Origin of the sequence: Rhizobium acaciae, assembly GCF_025941625.1 — a bacterium.
Lineage (GTDB): Bacteria > Pseudomonadota > Alphaproteobacteria > Rhizobiales > Rhizobiaceae > Rhizobium > Rhizobium acaciae.
In genome coordinates this window covers 97,581-112,993 of the sequence record NZ_JAPCZO010000008.1, presented here as the reverse complement: position 1 = coordinate 112,993, position 15,413 = coordinate 97,581, and the positions used below count along the sequence as shown (strand labels likewise).

General features: G+C 61.2%; 15 protein-coding genes and 1 pseudogene. 8 read left to right on the top strand and 8 right to left on the bottom strand.

Features of this window, described 5'->3' with window-relative positions:
- Positions 1 to 60: 60 nt before the first annotated feature.
- The 3 genes from gshB to OLZ32_RS14650 all read left to right on the top strand — a co-directional run bounded on the left by gshB (position 61) and on the right by OLZ32_RS14650 (position 4,471).
- Positions 61 to 1,008, top strand: a complete 948-nt coding sequence (gene gshB, locus OLZ32_RS14660; protein ID WP_264421542.1) for a glutathione synthase — start codon at positions 61 to 63, stop codon at positions 1,006 to 1,008.
- Positions 1,009 to 1,239: 231 nt separating this feature from the next.
- Positions 1,240 to 2,772, top strand: coding sequence for a YifB family Mg chelatase-like AAA ATPase (locus tag OLZ32_RS14655; RefSeq protein WP_130817010.1), 1,533 nt, complete (start codon positions 1,240 to 1,242; stop codon positions 2,770 to 2,772).
- A gap of 175 nt (positions 2,773 to 2,947) precedes the next feature.
- Positions 2,948 to 4,471, top strand: coding sequence for a hypothetical protein (locus OLZ32_RS14650; RefSeq protein ID WP_017990047.1), 1,524 nt, complete (start codon positions 2,948 to 2,950; stop codon positions 4,469 to 4,471).
- Between the two features lie 124 nt (positions 4,472 to 4,595).
- Here OLZ32_RS14650 and cysK read toward each other — a convergent pair whose 3' ends face one another.
- Together cysK and OLZ32_RS14640 are read right to left on the bottom strand one after the other, a co-directional pair.
- The gene (gene cysK / locus OLZ32_RS14645) at positions 4,596 to 5,558 is read right to left on the bottom strand and encodes a cysteine synthase A (protein ID WP_003544751.1); all 963 of its coding nucleotides are present in this window, start codon (positions 5,556 to 5,558) and stop codon (positions 4,596 to 4,598) included.
- A gap of 145 nt (positions 5,559 to 5,703) precedes the next feature.
- Positions 5,704 to 6,321, bottom strand: a pseudogene (locus OLZ32_RS14640) (LysE family translocator).
- A 232-nt stretch (positions 6,322 to 6,553) separates the two neighbouring features.
- On the opposite strand from OLZ32_RS14640, the gene OLZ32_RS14635 reads away from it, so the two are divergent.
- A complete protein-coding gene (locus OLZ32_RS14635; RefSeq protein ID WP_264421538.1) occupies positions 6,554 to 7,072 on the top strand; it encodes a Dps family protein in 519 nt (172 codons plus the stop codon).
- Positions 7,073 to 7,118: 46 nt separating this feature from the next.
- Here the strand turns inward: OLZ32_RS14635 and OLZ32_RS14630 are convergent, their stop codons facing one another.
- Positions 7,119 to 8,033 (bottom strand): DMT family transporter, encoded by a 915-nt coding sequence (locus OLZ32_RS14630; RefSeq protein ID WP_264421537.1) that lies wholly within the window; start codon positions 8,031 to 8,033, stop codon positions 7,119 to 7,121.
- Between the two features lie 99 nt (positions 8,034 to 8,132).
- On the opposite strand from OLZ32_RS14630, the gene OLZ32_RS14625 reads away from it, so the two are divergent.
- Positions 8,133 to 8,597: an Lrp/AsnC family transcriptional regulator gene (locus OLZ32_RS14625; protein ID WP_264421535.1), complete on the top strand. Its 465-nt coding sequence runs from the start codon at positions 8,133 to 8,135 to the stop codon at positions 8,595 to 8,597.
- A gap of 87 nt (positions 8,598 to 8,684) precedes the next feature.
- Here OLZ32_RS14625 and OLZ32_RS14620 read toward each other — a convergent pair whose 3' ends face one another.
- Genes OLZ32_RS14620 through dut form a run of 3 tightly spaced genes read right to left on the bottom strand, consistent with a single transcriptional unit; the run spans position 8,685 to position 10,873 of the window.
- Entirely contained in the window at positions 8,685 to 9,455 is a 771-nt protein-coding gene (locus OLZ32_RS14620; protein WP_264421533.1) for a hypothetical protein, read from the bottom strand.
- A gap of 48 nt (positions 9,456 to 9,503) precedes the next feature.
- Positions 9,504 to 10,403, bottom strand: a complete 900-nt coding sequence (locus tag OLZ32_RS14615) for a GNAT family N-acetyltransferase (RefSeq protein WP_264421531.1) — start codon at positions 10,401 to 10,403, stop codon at positions 9,504 to 9,506.
- Positions 10,403 to 10,873, bottom strand: a complete 471-nt coding sequence (gene dut / locus OLZ32_RS14610; protein ID WP_130684296.1) for a dUTP diphosphatase — start codon at positions 10,871 to 10,873, stop codon at positions 10,403 to 10,405. The genes OLZ32_RS14615 and dut overlap by 1 nt, the downstream gene beginning before the upstream one ends.
- A 91-nt stretch (positions 10,874 to 10,964) precedes the next feature.
- Between dut and OLZ32_RS14605 the strand changes: the two genes are divergently transcribed.
- Complete coding sequence (locus OLZ32_RS14605) at positions 10,965 to 12,548, top strand: peptide chain release factor 3 (protein WP_011650148.1); 1,584 nt, start codon at positions 10,965 to 10,967, stop codon at positions 12,546 to 12,548.
- A gap of 3 nt (positions 12,549 to 12,551) precedes the next feature.
- Here OLZ32_RS14605 and OLZ32_RS14600 read toward each other — a convergent pair whose 3' ends face one another.
- Complete coding sequence (locus tag OLZ32_RS14600) at positions 12,552 to 13,469, bottom strand: LysR substrate-binding domain-containing protein (protein WP_264421526.1); 918 nt, start codon at positions 13,467 to 13,469, stop codon at positions 12,552 to 12,554.
- 114 nt (positions 13,470 to 13,583) lie between these two features.
- Here OLZ32_RS14600 and OLZ32_RS14595 point away from each other — a divergent pair, with 114 nt between their 5' ends.
- Positions 13,584 to 14,291, top strand: a complete 708-nt coding sequence (locus OLZ32_RS14595; RefSeq protein WP_264421524.1) for a glutathione S-transferase family protein — start codon at positions 13,584 to 13,586, stop codon at positions 14,289 to 14,291.
- A gap of 45 nt (positions 14,292 to 14,336) precedes the next feature.
- Here OLZ32_RS14595 and OLZ32_RS14590 read toward each other — a convergent pair whose 3' ends face one another.
- A complete protein-coding gene (locus OLZ32_RS14590) occupies positions 14,337 to 14,723 on the bottom strand; it encodes a RidA family protein (protein ID WP_264421521.1) in 387 nt (128 codons plus the stop codon).
- A gap of 27 nt (positions 14,724 to 14,750) precedes the next feature.
- On the opposite strand from OLZ32_RS14590, the gene OLZ32_RS14585 reads away from it, so the two are divergent.
- A complete protein-coding gene (locus OLZ32_RS14585) occupies positions 14,751 to 15,332 on the top strand; it encodes an Lrp/AsnC family transcriptional regulator (RefSeq protein ID WP_017990059.1) in 582 nt (193 codons plus the stop codon).
- Positions 15,333 to 15,413: the final 81 nt, after the last annotated feature.

Here is a 15,413-nt window from a genome sequence, read left to right as displayed (position 1 = left end):
GACCGTTGCGTTTGATATCTGGCCGACCTACATCTGTCCGGCATTCAGCGAGGGATGGAAATGGCCAAGATCACCAATGTAGCGGTCCAGATGGATCATGTCGAAGGCATCAATATCGCAGGTGATTCCACCTTCGCCATGAGCCTGGAAGCCCAGGCGCGCGGCTACAGGCTCTTCCATTATACCCCCGACCGCCTGAGCTTCCGTGACGGCAAGCTTTATGCCAGTGTCGAGCCGATGGTACTGCGCGACCTCAAGGGCGATCACTATGAGCTTGGCGCGCCGGAGCGCGTCGATCTCTCGACCATGGATGTCGTGCTGCTGCGCCAGGATCCGCCCTTCGACATGGCCTACATCACCTCGACGCATCTGCTCGAACGCGTCCACCCGAAGACGCTCGTCGTCAACGATCCGGCCTGGGTGCGCAATTCGCCGGAGAAGATCTTCGTCACCGAATTCTCCGACCTGATGCCGAAGACGCTGATCACCAAGGATGCCGCCGAGATCCGCCGCTTCCGCGACGAGATGGGCGACATCATCCTGAAGCCGCTCTACGGCAATGGCGGCGCCGGCGTCTTCCATTCGACCCGCGACGACCGCAACCTCTCCTCGCTGCTGGAAATGTTCGGCCAGCTTTTCCGCGAGCCCTTCATCGCCCAGCAATATCTGCCCGACGTGCGCAAGGGCGACAAGCGCATCATCCTGGTCGACGGCGAATTCGCCGGCGCCATCAACCGCGTGCCGGCCGAACACGACAGCCGCTCCAACATGCATGTCGGCGGCCGCGCCGAGGCGACCGAGCTGACGGCGCGTGAACAGGAAATCTGCGCCCGCATCGGCCCGGCGCTGAGGGAACGTGGCTTCCTGCTCGTCGGCATCGATGTGATCGGCGATTACATGACCGAGATCAACGTCACATCGCCCACCGGCATCCGCGAAGTCAAGAAATTCGGCGGCGCCGATATCGCGAGCCTGCTTTGGGATGCGATCGAGCGCAAGCGCGGCTGAGCCTGCCGCCCATGCCCGTTTGTTCCTGTGACCGGGTACAACCAAGGTCACAGCGGATGCCTGACTATGTTCTGTGATTGTTCTTGTTTTATTCCGGCTTCCATGCCAGATTGCAACCGTCGGCCTTAATGCCTGTCGCCCAAAAGTGCGAAGCGGTTTTGGGACCACGACATGCATCAGATAAAGGCCGTTGGGCGGTATGGTAGAGTCTGCGGGACAAGGGATGGGCATATGGTCGCGCGTGTCAGTACGGTGGCATTTCAGGGCATCGAAGGTGTGCCGGTCGAGGTTCAGGTCATGGTCGCGCCCGGCAAGGTCGGCATGCAGATCGTCGGCCTTCCTGACAAGGCGGTGGCTGAGAGCCGCGAGCGCGTGCAGGCAGCCCTCCACGCCTCCGGCCTGGCGCTGCCGGCAAAGCGCGTGACGGTCAATCTGGCGCCGGCCGACCTGCCGAAAGAGGGCTCGCATTTCGATCTGCCGATCGCCCTTGCCCTGATGGCCGCCCTCGGCGCCATTCCCGCCGATGCGCTGTCGGACTTTGTCGTCGTCGGCGAGCTCAATCTCGACGGAACGATCGCCGCCATCTCAGGCGCTCTGCCGGCCGCGATCGGCGCCAATGCGCTCGGCAAGGGGCTGATCTGCCCGGCCGAAAGCGGCGCTGAAGCCGCCTGGGCAGGCGCCGAGGTCGATATCCTCGCACCGCGCAGCCTGATCGCCCTTGCCAATCATTTCCGCGGCACGCAGGTCCTATCCAGGCCCGAAGCGTCGATCCGCGCCAATGCCGCAAACCTGCCGGACCTTGCCGAGATCAAGGGCCAGGAAAGCGCCAAGCGCGCGCTCGAGGTCGCAGCCGCCGGCGGCCATAATCTGCTGATGGTCGGTCCTCCGGGCTCCGGCAAGTCGATGCTGGCGGCCAGGCTGCCATCGATCCTGCCGCCGCTTTCGGCCGCCGAGCTGCTTGAGGTGTCGATGGTCCATTCGATCGCCGGCCAGCTCTCCGGCGGCAAGCTTTCCGATCGCCGGCCCTTCCGCACCCCGCATCATTCCGCCACCATGGCAGCCCTTGTCGGCGGCGGCTTGCGCGCCCGTCCGGGCGAAGCCTCGCTGGCCCATCACGGCGTGCTCTTTCTCGATGAATTTCCCGAATTCACGCCGCAAGCGCTCGATGCGCTGCGCCAGCCGCTCGAAGGCGGCGAATGCGTCATTGCGCGTGCCAATCACCGCGTCTCCTATCCGGCCAAATTCCAGCTGATCGCGGCGATGAACCCCTGCCGCTGCGGCATGGCCGGCGAGCCGGGCCATACCTGCGCCCGCGGGCCACGCTGCATGAGCGATTACCAGGCCCGCATCTCCGGCCCGCTGATGGACCGCATCGATATCCGCATCGATGTGCCGGCCGTCTCCGCTGCCGATCTGATCCGGCCGATGGCGGCCGAATCCAGCGCAGACGTCGCCCGCCGCGTCGCCCGCGCCCGCGAGATCCAGCAGGAGCGCTTCGAAAGCACCGGCGCAAAGGGCATCGGCACCAATGCCCGCTGCTCCACCGCAATGATCGAGAAACTGGCCGAGCCCGATGCCAGCGGCCTGCAGCTGCTGCGCGACGCCGCCGAAAAGATGAAATTCTCCGCCCGCGGTTACCACCGCGTGCTGAAGGTCGCCCGCACCCTTGCCGATCTCGACGGCAAGCCGACAGTCGGCCGCATCCACCTCGCCGAAGCGATCTCCTACAGGATCGCTGGGGAGAGATTGACGGCCGCGGCGTGAGAAGAAGGAGTAATCATCGGCCGGCTTGGCAGGCAGGCAGGGAAAGCGGTGGGCGTATGCAAGCGTAACCTCTGATTGCTTGCCTCTCCCGGCGCATTGCCATCACACATAGTAATAAGCAGTTGAGAAACTGCACGTCATCTGTAATCTCTGCTTGCATTGGCGAGGCTGCAACTTGGCGACATTTATCAGCGACTACTTCGGTATAGATCAGGCTGTGTTCGAGGATTACGGCGCGGTGAACATATCGGTAGTCAATGACCTCCCGTTGTTCATTGATCCATTCCTGCTCTTCCATAGCCAAAAGCCCGAGTACGTGACTCTTCACGAGAGTATCATTGAATATCTCGTATTCCTGCGAGACCGTGCCGCTGCGGGGCGTGTGGACGACGGGCAATTGCGAAACTGGTACTGCTTTCCTGAAGTAAAGCAGAATTGGTTGGGCTTCTCGGAGACGGGCAATAACGGTGCTGGTCTCGGCATCGATTTCGCAAGAAACCTGCATGCCAACCTGCACATCATCTTTTCCGATTTTGGAGCGGAAAGGATCACAGAAAGCAGTCACCTCGAAAAGGTCTGCCTAGTGTCAGACGGAGTGGGTCGAGACAATATCAGCGACTTCACGACAAATCTGATCAAAGATTTCCTATGCCAATATACTGAGAAGTTTGCCGCTGACCATCTTTCGGTCGGAGCGGTGCGCGAGGTGTCGGTTGATCGCGCGAAATTTAACTACAAGACGCAGAGTTGGTCTCGGGGCCGCTACAAGTTGCCTTGGGTCAACGGTGACTACGTGATCCTGACACCGAAGGACATGCTAACCCGTGACGAAAACTGGATCAATCGTGCTGACCTGATTAGCGGCTTCGAAGAAATTCCCGAGGCGATACCCGACGCCCAGCTCAGGGCCTCCGTTTTCAACTACTTTGAGCTGGAATTGCATCGTAGGACAAAAGCCGAATCTCCCAATCTGGAAAAGAGGAAGCGGCAGAGGCGGGAAAAAGAGAGCAAACCTACTCAGAAGGAGCGCTCGGCCGCTGTTGTCGCGACCATGCAGAGATTTCCCCAGATCATTGACTACTACATCCGCTTAAAGGAAATGCGCGGCGACGAGGCGAAAGATGTCAGCGAGGAAAAGGTCCTCGCGATCGAATATCTGTTTATCGAGCAGTTGCAGGCGCTACAATCGGTTCTGCTGGCGGAAACAGATTTTTATAAGATCGGTAAGACTACCTATGAAGAGGCGCACGCCCGCCTTGCGTACCTAAAGGATGTCATCGAAAATAAAGGCGGCCACCGGTTTTTCTACGATGACAAGGGCGAGCCGATCGAGCGTGAAAAGGATTTACACGTTCTCTATCGCTTGGTGTGGTTTGGTACGCCTTCCGACGCCGGCGCTGAGGCTAATGATGGACGGGGACCAGTCGACTTCAAGATCAGCCGGGGTCGGGATAAGACCTTAGTTGAAATGAAACTCGCGAAAAATACCAAGCTTGAGCAGAACCTCGCTAAGCAGGCCGAGATTTACCAAGCGGCGAGCGATGCGAAGTATGCAATCAAGGCTATCATCTACTTCACCGCGCCCGAGCTGGTGAGGGTGAAGGGCATCCTCAACAGGCTTGGTTTGGAGGATAATAAGGATGTGGTTTTGATCGATGCACGGCGTGACAACAAGCCATCCGCCTCCAAGGCCGCATGACGAAGGCGATCTCCTACCGCATCGCAGGCGAGAGACTGACAGCTGCGGCGTAGCAAATAGGGGCGCCGAAGCGCCCCGAAATCTCCGAAGATGACAGCCGGGAAAGCCCCGGTCAAAGACAGCCTCAGCTGCCAAGCCCCTCAAACAGCGCCGTCGAAAGATAGCGTTCGGCGAAGGAGGGGATGATGATGACGATGTTCTTGCCGGCATTCTCGGGACGGATGCCGACCTTGATTGCGGCGGTCAGCGCAGCACCCGAGGAAATGCCGACCGGCACGCCTTCGAGCCGGGCGACCAGGCGCGCCTGTTCGAAGGCCTCGTCATTGGTCACGGTGACGACCTCGTCATAGATGCCGGTATCGAGGATCTTCGGCGCGAAGCCGGCGCCGATGCCCTGGATCTTGTGCGGGCCGGGATTGCCACCGGACAGGATCGGCGAATCGGCCGGTTCGACGGCGATGATCTTGATCTCGGGCTTGCGGCTTTTCAGCACCTGTCCGACACCGGTAATCGTGCCGCCGGTGCCTATGCCGGAGACGACGATATCGACCGTGCCGTCGGTATCGTTCCAGATTTCCTCGGCCGTCGTCTTGCGGTGGATCTCGGGATTATCAGGGTTTTCGAACTGCTGCGGAATGACGGCATCGGGAAGGGAGGACGCCAGTTCCTCGGCCTTGGCGATGGCGCCCTTCATGCCCTTTGGTCCCTCAGTCAGGACCAGCTCGGCGCCGAGCAGCGCCAGCATCTTGCGGCGCTCGACCGACATCGTCTCCGGCATGGTGAGGATCAGCCGATAGCCCTTGGCGGCGGCGGCAAAGGCGAGCGCGATGCCCGTGTTGCCGGAGGTCGGCTCGATCAGCACCGTCTTGCCGGGGGTGATCTTGCCCTGGGCTTCAAGGCCCTCGATCATCGCGACGCCGATGCGATCCTTCACGGAGGCGATCGGGTTGAAGAATTCGAGCTTGCCGATCAGGTTCGCCACGACGCCTTTTTCCCGTGCCAGCTTGTCGAAGCGCACGAGCGGCGTGTCGCCGATGGTCTCGGTGATCGAGGAATAGATGCGGCCGCGGCCGGGCTTGTGCGACATGGGTGCTCTCCCTTTGAAATCCTGCTCCTGAAATCGAGAAGGAGAATAGGGTCAAAGGCCGGTCTAGGCCAGACCGCGTTCATCCTGGGGAGGCGGTCCTTGGAGAAAATAACCTTTGAAAACCGGTTCTTGCCGAATGTTTATTTCAGGCGGCCCGCGTGGCGATGAACGCCGCCGTGCCCGCGAGGATGCCGGCGGCAATCCGGTTCAGCGCCTGCAAGGCCCGCGGCTCTCTCAGCATCGTGCGGGCCCGCGAGGCAAGCAGCATATAGGGCACCAGCACGACGATCAGCACCACGAAGGTGACGGCAAGCAGCATTGCATAGTCTGGCAAGCCGATATTGCCGATATCGATCAGCGTCGGCACCAGGGCGACATAGAACAGCATCGTCTTCGGATTGCCGAGCGTCACCAGCAGGCCTCAGAGGAAGGATAGGCCGATATTGGTGGATTTCCGTGCTGCGATATCCTGCGGCAGCAGCCCCGCCGTCCAGAGTTTCCAGGCGATGTAGCCGAGATAGAGGACGCCGGCGATCTTGATTGTTATGAACACCTCGGTGAAGGTTTGCGCCACGAAGGCAAGGCCGAGAATGACCGCAGTGAGATAGGTCATGTCGCCGAGCACCAGGCCGAGACCCATGAAGAAGGTCTCGCGGAAATTCGAGCCGAGCGCACGCGCAACGATCGCGGTAATCCCCGGTCCCGGAATGGCCGCGGCGATGAACAGCGCTCCGGCATAGGTGATCAGGACGGTGAGGCTCATCTTCTTAACCCTCAGGGCTTCCACCGCCCATCTATAGGCAAGCGCCGCTTCCTCATCAATGCTTTGGCGCTGATCGGTCCATAACCATAAGGAATAGGTCTGCTGGACCATGATCCACTTGGAAAGCGACCCGGCCTTGCTATTTCTCTCTCTGCAAATGCGCGATCAGCGCGGCCCGCCGCGTTTTCCCGGCCGGTGGCGCTAGAGATTTTCATCACCAAGGAGAGATTAAATGTCCCATACGCCAGCCGAAACCCGCAGGCTTTCGCCACTCAAGACGCCGTCCAGCCTGTCGACCAACGCCATTACCGATATTTCGGCGGCGCTGACCGCGCTGCTCGCCGATGTCCTTACGCTTTATGTGAAGACCAAGAATTTCCATTGGCACATGTCCGGCCCGCATTTTCGCGACTATCATCTGCTGCTCGACGAACAGGCGGAACAGATCTTCGCGATGACCGACGACATTGCCGAGCGTGCCCGCAAGATCGGCGGCACGACGCTGCGCTCCATCGGCCAGATCGCTCGTCAGCAGCGCCTTTTGGACAATGACGCGGATTTCGTCACGCCCGAGGACATGTTGTCGGAACTGCGCGAGGATAACGTTCAGCTCGTTTCGCTGCTGCGCGAGGTGCATGGCCTCTGCGACGAGCATAATGATGTCGCGACCGCCAGCCTGATCGAGAACTGGATCGACGAGGGCGAGCGCCGCACCTGGTTCCTGTTCGAAACGACGCGCCCGCAGAGGTAATGTCGGCAACCGGGCGTCTCAGCATCCCGATCGGGACGCCCGGTTCTCAGCCCTCCAGCGCCCGCGGCCGCAGCCAGCGCGGCGTCCAGCCGAGATTCATGCCGGCGGCGGCAAGCAGGATGATCGCCGCGCCTGCGATCTGCATCGGCTGCAGTGCGTGGCCGAAGGCCAGCCGGTCGACGAGGATCGCCGCGATCGGATAGATGAACGACAGGGCGCCGGTGAGATGCGTCGGCAGCCTCTGGATCGCGCCGTAGAGCAGCACATACATCAGCCCGGTATGGACGACGCCGACGGTCACCAGGATCGCCCAGGACCTGACATCGCCGGGCGGATGGGAAAAATCCGTCATCGGTGCCAGCGTCAGCATGCCGGTTGCGACCTGGATGAGCGCGATCAGATGCGGCGGCGTGCCTTTCAGCCATTTCGCGGCAAGGGCGGCGAGCGCATAGAAAAAGGCCGCACCGAGCGCCATCAGGATACCGAGGCCGTAACCGTCAGATGTCGCCCCGCCAGTCTCCGGTTTTGCCTCGACGATGGCAATCATGCCGGCGAAGGCGAGCGCCAGCCAGAACAGCTTGGTCGCGGTGATCTTCTCGCCGAGAAAGAGCGCGCCGAGCACGAGCAGCATGAAAGGCTGGGTGTTATAGACGGTCGTCGCGATCGAGATCGTCGCATGCGAGTAGGAGGCAAACAGCAGCAGCCAGTTCAAGACGATGGCGATGCCGCCGAAAATGGCGATGCCGAAGGCGCGCAGCGTGATGATGCCGGGCCGCAGCAGCCCGAGAGCGCCGCAGATGACGAGCAAAGTCAGCGCGCCGAACAGGCAGCGCCAGAAGACCACGCCGCTGACGGGTTGACCCGACATGACGACGAACCAGCCGATCGTCCCCGAGATCAGCATCGCTGCCGTCATTTCCACCGTGCCTCTTTTGATGTCGCTGCCCATGATTGCCTCCATTTCGGTGGCATAAGAATATTGCGGCGAGAGGCATTTTTATATAAGGATAAGAAGGAAAATGATCGGTATCACCTAATCATGTGAGGGGAATATCTCGCCGTGGCTAATGATGTGCAGTCGCTCGACGAAGTCGATCAGGCCATTCTGGAGGCGCTGACCGGCAATGCGCGGATCTCGCTGAAAGAGCTGGCCCAGCAGGCCGGCCTGTCTTCGCCGAGTGCCGCCGAGCGTCTGCGCCGGCTGGAGGAACGCGGCGTCATCAAGGCCTTCACCATCGATCTCGATCCCGCCGCCGTCGGTTATCCCCTGCAGGCGATCGTGCGCGTGCGTCCGCTGCCAGGACAGCTGCACATCGTCGAGCGCATCATCCAGGAAATTCCCGAAATCATCGAATGCGATAAGGTGACGGGTGATGACTGTTTTATCGCCCGCCTGGTCATCCGCTCCATGGCGGATCTCGACGGCATTCTCGACCGGGTTGCCGAAAGGGCGGAGACCAACACCGCGATGATCAAAGCCTCGCCCGTCAAGCGCCGCCTGCCGCCGCTTTCACGGAAAAAGTAGGTATTGCCCTAAGCAGGAGCCCTAGAAATTTGCCATCGACGGCGTCTCGCGCGGGGACTCGAGGCGGCATCGGCCAATTCGCGGTCCTTAGTTCCCTTCCTTGAGAACGCCTCTCAGGCATTTCTCAAGCTGATCTTCTTTATTGACGACAGATCGGCACTCACGAATGGCATATGCTGCCGCCATTTCAGCGTTGATCCTGAAGCCGGGAATTCTCCCGGGACTGAAAGTCGCGGCGGCTCGGCCAAAAGCATCCGTAAGTCCGATTGATTGTAGTAGAACCCCATAAACGCAGCCTACCGGATTGATGTCGCGGTCGACGATAACATTGATAACCGGGTTTCCTATTTGGCTCTCGTGATAGCATGTCGAGGTGTCTGGCTTGCCTCGAAGCGTGTCTATGTCGTGAACTGCTATTTGGCCCAACTTTGCCAATTTAAGCGCATCACGATCGATGAACACGTCGAGAGTCTGGGTGTTTGGCGGCTGGTTCTGATCGCCGAAAGGTGCATACGGCGCTGCAGGCGAGTAATCGATGGATCGGCTAGCATCGAAATTGATACTGATTTCTGCGTAAGCCCCGATCGCAGAAAACACGCGCAAAAGCTCGATCTGCAAAGATTGAATATCGCGCTTCTCCATGCCCTTCACGTTGAGGACGATGTTCATTTCGATTGTTTTGTCGATATCGAGAATGGGCGCTGTCGATTTGGAAACCGCAAACGCAACTATTTCTTCCAAAGACAAAGATGAGCGAATCGACTGAAGTTTTGCTGACTCGATCGCGAGCGTCGGTGTCGCGATCAGCGCTGTGGCTAGTCCCGCAATCAAACGCCATGGCGCTTTCCTAAATGACATAAGCGCCTCCAACAAACACCGCTCCCGCCGTTCATCAACCGAACTGCTCTAGAATTCCGCCATCGGTGACAACATCGCCGGAAAATCCGGGGTGGCATCGCCGAGCCCGCGCAGCATCAGCCTCGTGCCGCTTTCCAACGATTGTGGAACACCCTCCCAGCCGAGTTTGTCGGGACGGAAAAGCACCTCGACGGAGGCGGGCACGATCTCCAGTCCGCCAAGGATCGCGGCAAGCGAGGGCATCTCCGCGGCCACCACGTCGAGGAGGCTGAAGCGGCCCGCCTCGTCGATCTTCCAGGCGATGGCCGCCTGCCGCTCTGCCAGAAAGCTGATGCGGACATCGGGATCGAGCTGGGTGTTGATCAGAAACATCGCCGCATTGACCGTGACCGCCAGCGACGTCGAAACCGGGCTTCGGCCTTTCAGCAGCGATTGCAGCAGGACAAGATCATCCGCTTTGGTCGGCGAAAGCGACCGGGCGGGTGCGGCAGAAGCAGAAGGTGCGGGTGCCGCTCCCTCGTATCGGTGCAGCGGTATCGGGTGAAACCCATAGGGTTCGTAGAGCGACGGCTTGTCGGTATAGAGGATGACGGCTTCAAAGCCCTGCTTCTCGCACCAGTCGAGCGCTTTTACCGTCACGTCGCGATAGAGCCCGCGGCCGCGCCATGCTGGCCGCACGGCGCCGGATTGCAGCCCGGCGGCATGGACGATCCTGTCGTTGAGGACGAAGGGCAGCGCAAAGGCCGAGATATTGGCCGCAAGCCCACCGTCGGCATCAAACCAGCCGAAGGGCATGCTCGTCGGATCGGGTCCGCCGAGCTGCTGCAGCGGTCCGATATCGATGCCGAAAATATCCCTGAGCAGGCAGACCAGCGCCGCCCAGCCGGCAGGGTCGCCGAAATAGTCCTGCCGGAAGGTCAGGCCAGCGCTGTCGAGGCGTTGTGCCATCAGACGCCGGTGGAGCCGAAGCCGCCTGCGCCGCGCATCGTTTCGCTTGCCTCGGTAATCTCCGCCACCCGCGCCTGGGTTACCGGCGCGATCACCATCTGGGCGATACGCATGCCGCGCGAGATGACAAAGGCTTCCTCGCCGAGATTGGCGAGCAGTACCTTCACTTCGCCGCGATAGTCGCTGTCGACGGTGCCCGGCGAATTCAGGCAGGTGATACCGTTTTTGAAGGCCAGGCCGGAACGCGGCCGAACCTGTCCCTCGAAACCTTCGGGGATCTCGAAGATGAAGCCGGTCGGCACCAGCGCCCGCTTGCCGGGCAGAAGCGTCAGTGGTGCTGCCTCGTCGACGGCAGCGCGCAGGTCCATGCCGGCCGCTCCCTTGCTTTCATAGGCGGGCAGGTCGAGGCCTTCGCCATTGGCTAAGCGGATCAGGTTCAGCGTCGGGCGCGTATCGTGATGAATGGTCATGGCCCATTACTTTGCGCCCGAGGGCCTCAGGTCAATTGCATTGCCGGGCTTTAATCGCTAGATACGCGGCAATTCCACAGGATTCACAAGTATGGCCGAAAGTCTCGCCGAGGCGGTCTCCCGCCGCCGCACATTCGCTATTATCGCCCACCCGGACGCGGGTAAGACGACGCTCACCGAAAAGCTGCTGCTGTTCGGCGGCGCCATTCAGCTTGCCGGCGAAGTCAAGGCGAAGAAGGATCGCATGCAGACGCGCTCCGACTGGATGAAGATCGAGCGCGAGCGCGGCATCTCCGTCGTCACCTCGGTGATGACCTTCGAATATAACGACAATGTCTTCAACATCCTCGACACGCCGGGTCACGAAGACTTCGCCGACGACACCTATCGCACGCTGACCGCCGTCGACGCCGCCGTCATGGTCATCGATGCCGCCAAGGGCATCGAGCCGCGCACGCTGAAGCTTTTCGAAGTCTGCCGCATGCGCGATATCCCGATCATCACCTTCATCAACAAGATGGACCGCGAAAGCCGCGATCCCTTCGAGATTCTCGACGAGGTGGAAGAGAAGCTGGCGCTCGATACGGCGCCGATCACCTGGCCGATCGGCCGCTCCAAGACCTTCTGCGGCTCGTATAATATCGCCGCCAACACGGTGCGCGGTTCGGATACCGAAATCGAGGGAACGCCGGTCAACGGCCCGCAAAGCGTGGCCGGCAGGCTGCCGGAAAACGAGCGCCAGGTCTTCGTCGAGGAGACCGAGCTGGCGATCGAGGCCTGCCGTCCGTTCGACCGCCAGGCCTTCCTGGAAGGCCATATGACGCCGGTCTTTTTCGGCTCGGCGCTGCGCAACTACGGCGTTCGCGACCTCATCAACGCGCTCGGCGATTTTGCGCCGCCGCCGCGTGACCAGGTTGCCGATACCAGGACCGTGCACGCGACCGACGACAAGATGACGGCCTTCGTCTTCAAGATCCAGGCGAACATGGACCCCAACCACCGCGACCGCATCGCCTTTGCCCGCATCTGCTCCGGCAAGCTCGAACGCGGCATGAAGGCAAGGCTTGCCCGCACCGGCAAACAGCTCGGCCTGACGGCGCCGCAATTCTTCTTCGCCTCGCAGCGCCAGCTCGCCGACACCGCCTATGCCGGCGACGTCGTCGGTATTCCCAACCACGGCACGCTCCGGATCGGCGACACGCTGACCGAGGGTGAATCGCTGGTCTTCCAGGGTGTGCCGAACTTCTCGCCGGAGATCCTGCGCCGCGTGCGTCTGGAAGATGCGATGAAGGCGAAGAAGCTGAAGGAAGCCCTGCAGCAGATGGCCGAAGAAGGCGTCGTCCAGCTGTTTTCGCCGGAAGACGGCTCGCCGGCGATCGTCGGCGTCGTCGGCGCCCTGCAGCTCGACGTCTTGAAGGAGCGGCTGATGGCCGAATACGGCCTGCCGGTCTCCTTCGAAATGTCGCGTTTCTCCGTCTGCCGCTGGATCTCGGCCGAGCAGCCGGCGGATCTGGAGAAATTCCTCACTGTCAAACGCGGCGATATCGCCCGCGATCTCGACGGTGATCCGGTCTTCCTCGCCCAGGACGGTTTTTCGCTGCGTTACGAATCCGAGCGCCATCCGGCGATCAAGATGGTCGCCATCAAGGAATATCACGCCGCCAAGGCGGCGTGATCGCTAAACTCCAGGAAGTACGAAGCGGCTCTCACCGGCAAGCCGTTCCGCCAGGAAATCGACGACGGCGCGCACCGCCGGCAGCTGGCCACGCCGATGCGGCATGAGGATGGTCGTCTCGATGCTGCCGGCCGTCCATTCCGGCAACACCCGCACCAGCCGCCCGTCTGCCAGCGCCTTGCGGCAGACGGATGTCGGCAGGCAGGTGATGCCGAGCCCCGCCATGGCCATTTCCATCAAGACATAGGGCTCATCCGCGGCCATGACGGAATGCAGCGTGACGAGAACCTCGTCGCCGCCCGAATAAAGCCGCCACTGGTCCTCCGTCAGGCTGGTCATGATCGTCGCATGCTGTGCCAGCTCCTCCGGCCGGCGCGGTTGGCCATGGGCACTCACATAGTCCGGCGAGGCGAGGATGAAGAAGGGGTGACTGGCGAGCTTCCTCTGCACGAGCGCCGAATCCGGCAGTGGCCCGCGGTGGCTGCGCAGCGCGATATCGAAGCCTTCCTGGACGATATCGACGAAGCGGTCCGTCACGTGCACGCAGAGCCGGAGCTTCGGATAGCGCACCGCCAGCGCCGGCAGATGCTCCGTCAAGGTAAACTGCGCCGTCGGTACCGAGGCGGTGAGGCGAACGCTGCCGGCGGGTTCGGCCAGATGCCGCCGCACGATGCCTTCGGCCATCTCCGCCTCGATGATCGAGGCCTGGGCATGCTGAAAGAATCCCCGGCCGAGCTCGGTCAGCGCGAAGCTTCGCGACGTGCGCTGGATCAGCCGCACGCCAAGCCGTGCCTCCAGCTCCGCAACCCGCTTGCTCACCGTCGATTTCGGAATGCCGAGATGCCTTGCGGCGGCGGTAAAGCTGCCGCTGTCGACGGCCTGCACGAAAAGATGGAGGTCGTTGAGGTTAAAAAGCGCCATCGTCAGCTTCCAGATTTGTGGACATTGCGATGCATTTATAGCCTCTACCGCAAGATCGTCCACATCCTCACATTGATCGTGTCCAAACGGGTTCAATTCTGAAAGGAACGATTGATGTCACCCATATTGTTTTACGGCGTGCCGGAAGGCTGCTCCTTCGGCTCGATCGTCGCGCTGGAATGGTCCGGCCTGCCTTATCGGCTCTGCCGCGTCGAGATGCCGGAAATAGTCTCCAGTGAAGAATACAAGCGGATCAACATGGTCGGCGAAACGCCGTCATTGCTGCTCGAAGATGGCAGGGCGATCAGCGAAAGCATGGCGATCCTGCACCATATCGGCGCCAGCTCGATCGGCAACGGTCTTGGTTTTACGCAGGGCTCGGCGGATTTCGATCGGCTGAACCAGATGCTCGCCTTTCTCAACACCACCTTCTTCCAGGCCTTCGGCCCGCTCTGGTATGCGATCGAGCATCCGCTGGAGCCGCAGCAGAAGCAGGCCCTCACGGCCTATGGCATCACCGCGGTCGAAAAGGCGCATCAGACGCTGGAGCGCCTGCTCGAAGGCCGCGAATGGCTTCTCGGCAATGGGCCAAGCCTGGCGGACGCCTATTTCGTCGGCATCGCCCGCTGGAACGATTTTCACAAGGTCGTCGACCGCCGGCAGTTTCCCGGCCTGCATCGCCTCTATGAACGCATGCAGCAGGAGCCGGCCGTGCGTTTTGCCCATGCGATCGAGCATCGGCAGGAGGCAAAAAGCAGCGGCGGTTTCCGCGGCGAGGTCGATCTGGCCGAGGCACTCGGCCTATTGAGACAGGCGGCCTGATCGTCCCAGCCGTCGCACCTTTGCGGTGCGACGGCCGATCTGCCGTCAGCCAGCGGCGATGATCTCGATCTCGACGAGCCAGTCGTCGCGCAGCGTTTCGACGATGATCGCCGTGGTCGGCACGGCGCGGCCGCCAAGCGCCTGAAGACGGGCATTCTGGTTCGCCTCCACAAAGGCGCCGTCGCGGAGATAGCTCGTCAGCCGCACGATATTGTCCACCGTCATATCAGCGGACGTGAGGATGGCGCGCAGATTGGACCAGATGAGCTCCAACTGGCCGTCCAGATCGGCCGCCGCCATTCCCTGTTGATCGAGACCCATCGTACCGCTGACGAAGAGCAGCCGGGACGTCTGCCTGACCTCCAGCGCATGGATGTAATCAGGGCTCGCTGCATAGATCCCGTTTGCTGGATTGCGCGCGATCATCTCCATGAATTTCCTCCTCTTCCGAATATTCTGTTGAAGAATGCCAGTATCGGCGATTATTCTTCGGCAGAAAGGGGAGTTTGCGGAATGGCGAAAAATACAGACGATCTTCGGCAAAGACGCCCACAGCAGCCGGTCATCGATGCATTCGACCGAAGAATATTAGCCGCGCTCGCCGCCGACAGCAGCCAGAGCTATGCCAGGCTTGGCGAAGCGGTGGGCCTGTCGGCGCCGGCCGTGCATGAGCGTGTGCGCCGCCTGAGACAATCCGGCGCCATCAAGGGCGTGCATGCCGCACTGGATGGCGCAGCGCTTGGCAAACCGCTGCTTGCCTTCGTGCATGTGGAGGCGGCCGGCTGGGGCAAGAGCGAGCGGCTGATGCAGGTCCTGCAGTTTCCCGAGGTCGAGGAGATGCATTCGGTCGCGGGCGACGCCAGCGTTCTCTTCAAGGTCCGCACCGCCAGCCCGCAGGCCTTGGAAGCTTTTCTCGCCCAGATCCATGCCGTCCCCGGCGTCACCGGCACCCGCAGCTATATTGCGCTTTCCACCTATCTGGAGCGTCCGGTACAGGCCGGCGTCACCGATCGCTGGCCGGAGATGCCTCTGCCGGAATAAGGCTGCAAGCACCACGGACGAGATATTTCAGGGGGCACAAGGCCATGGCGCGGCCGAGACAAACCGCTGATGTGTGGACGA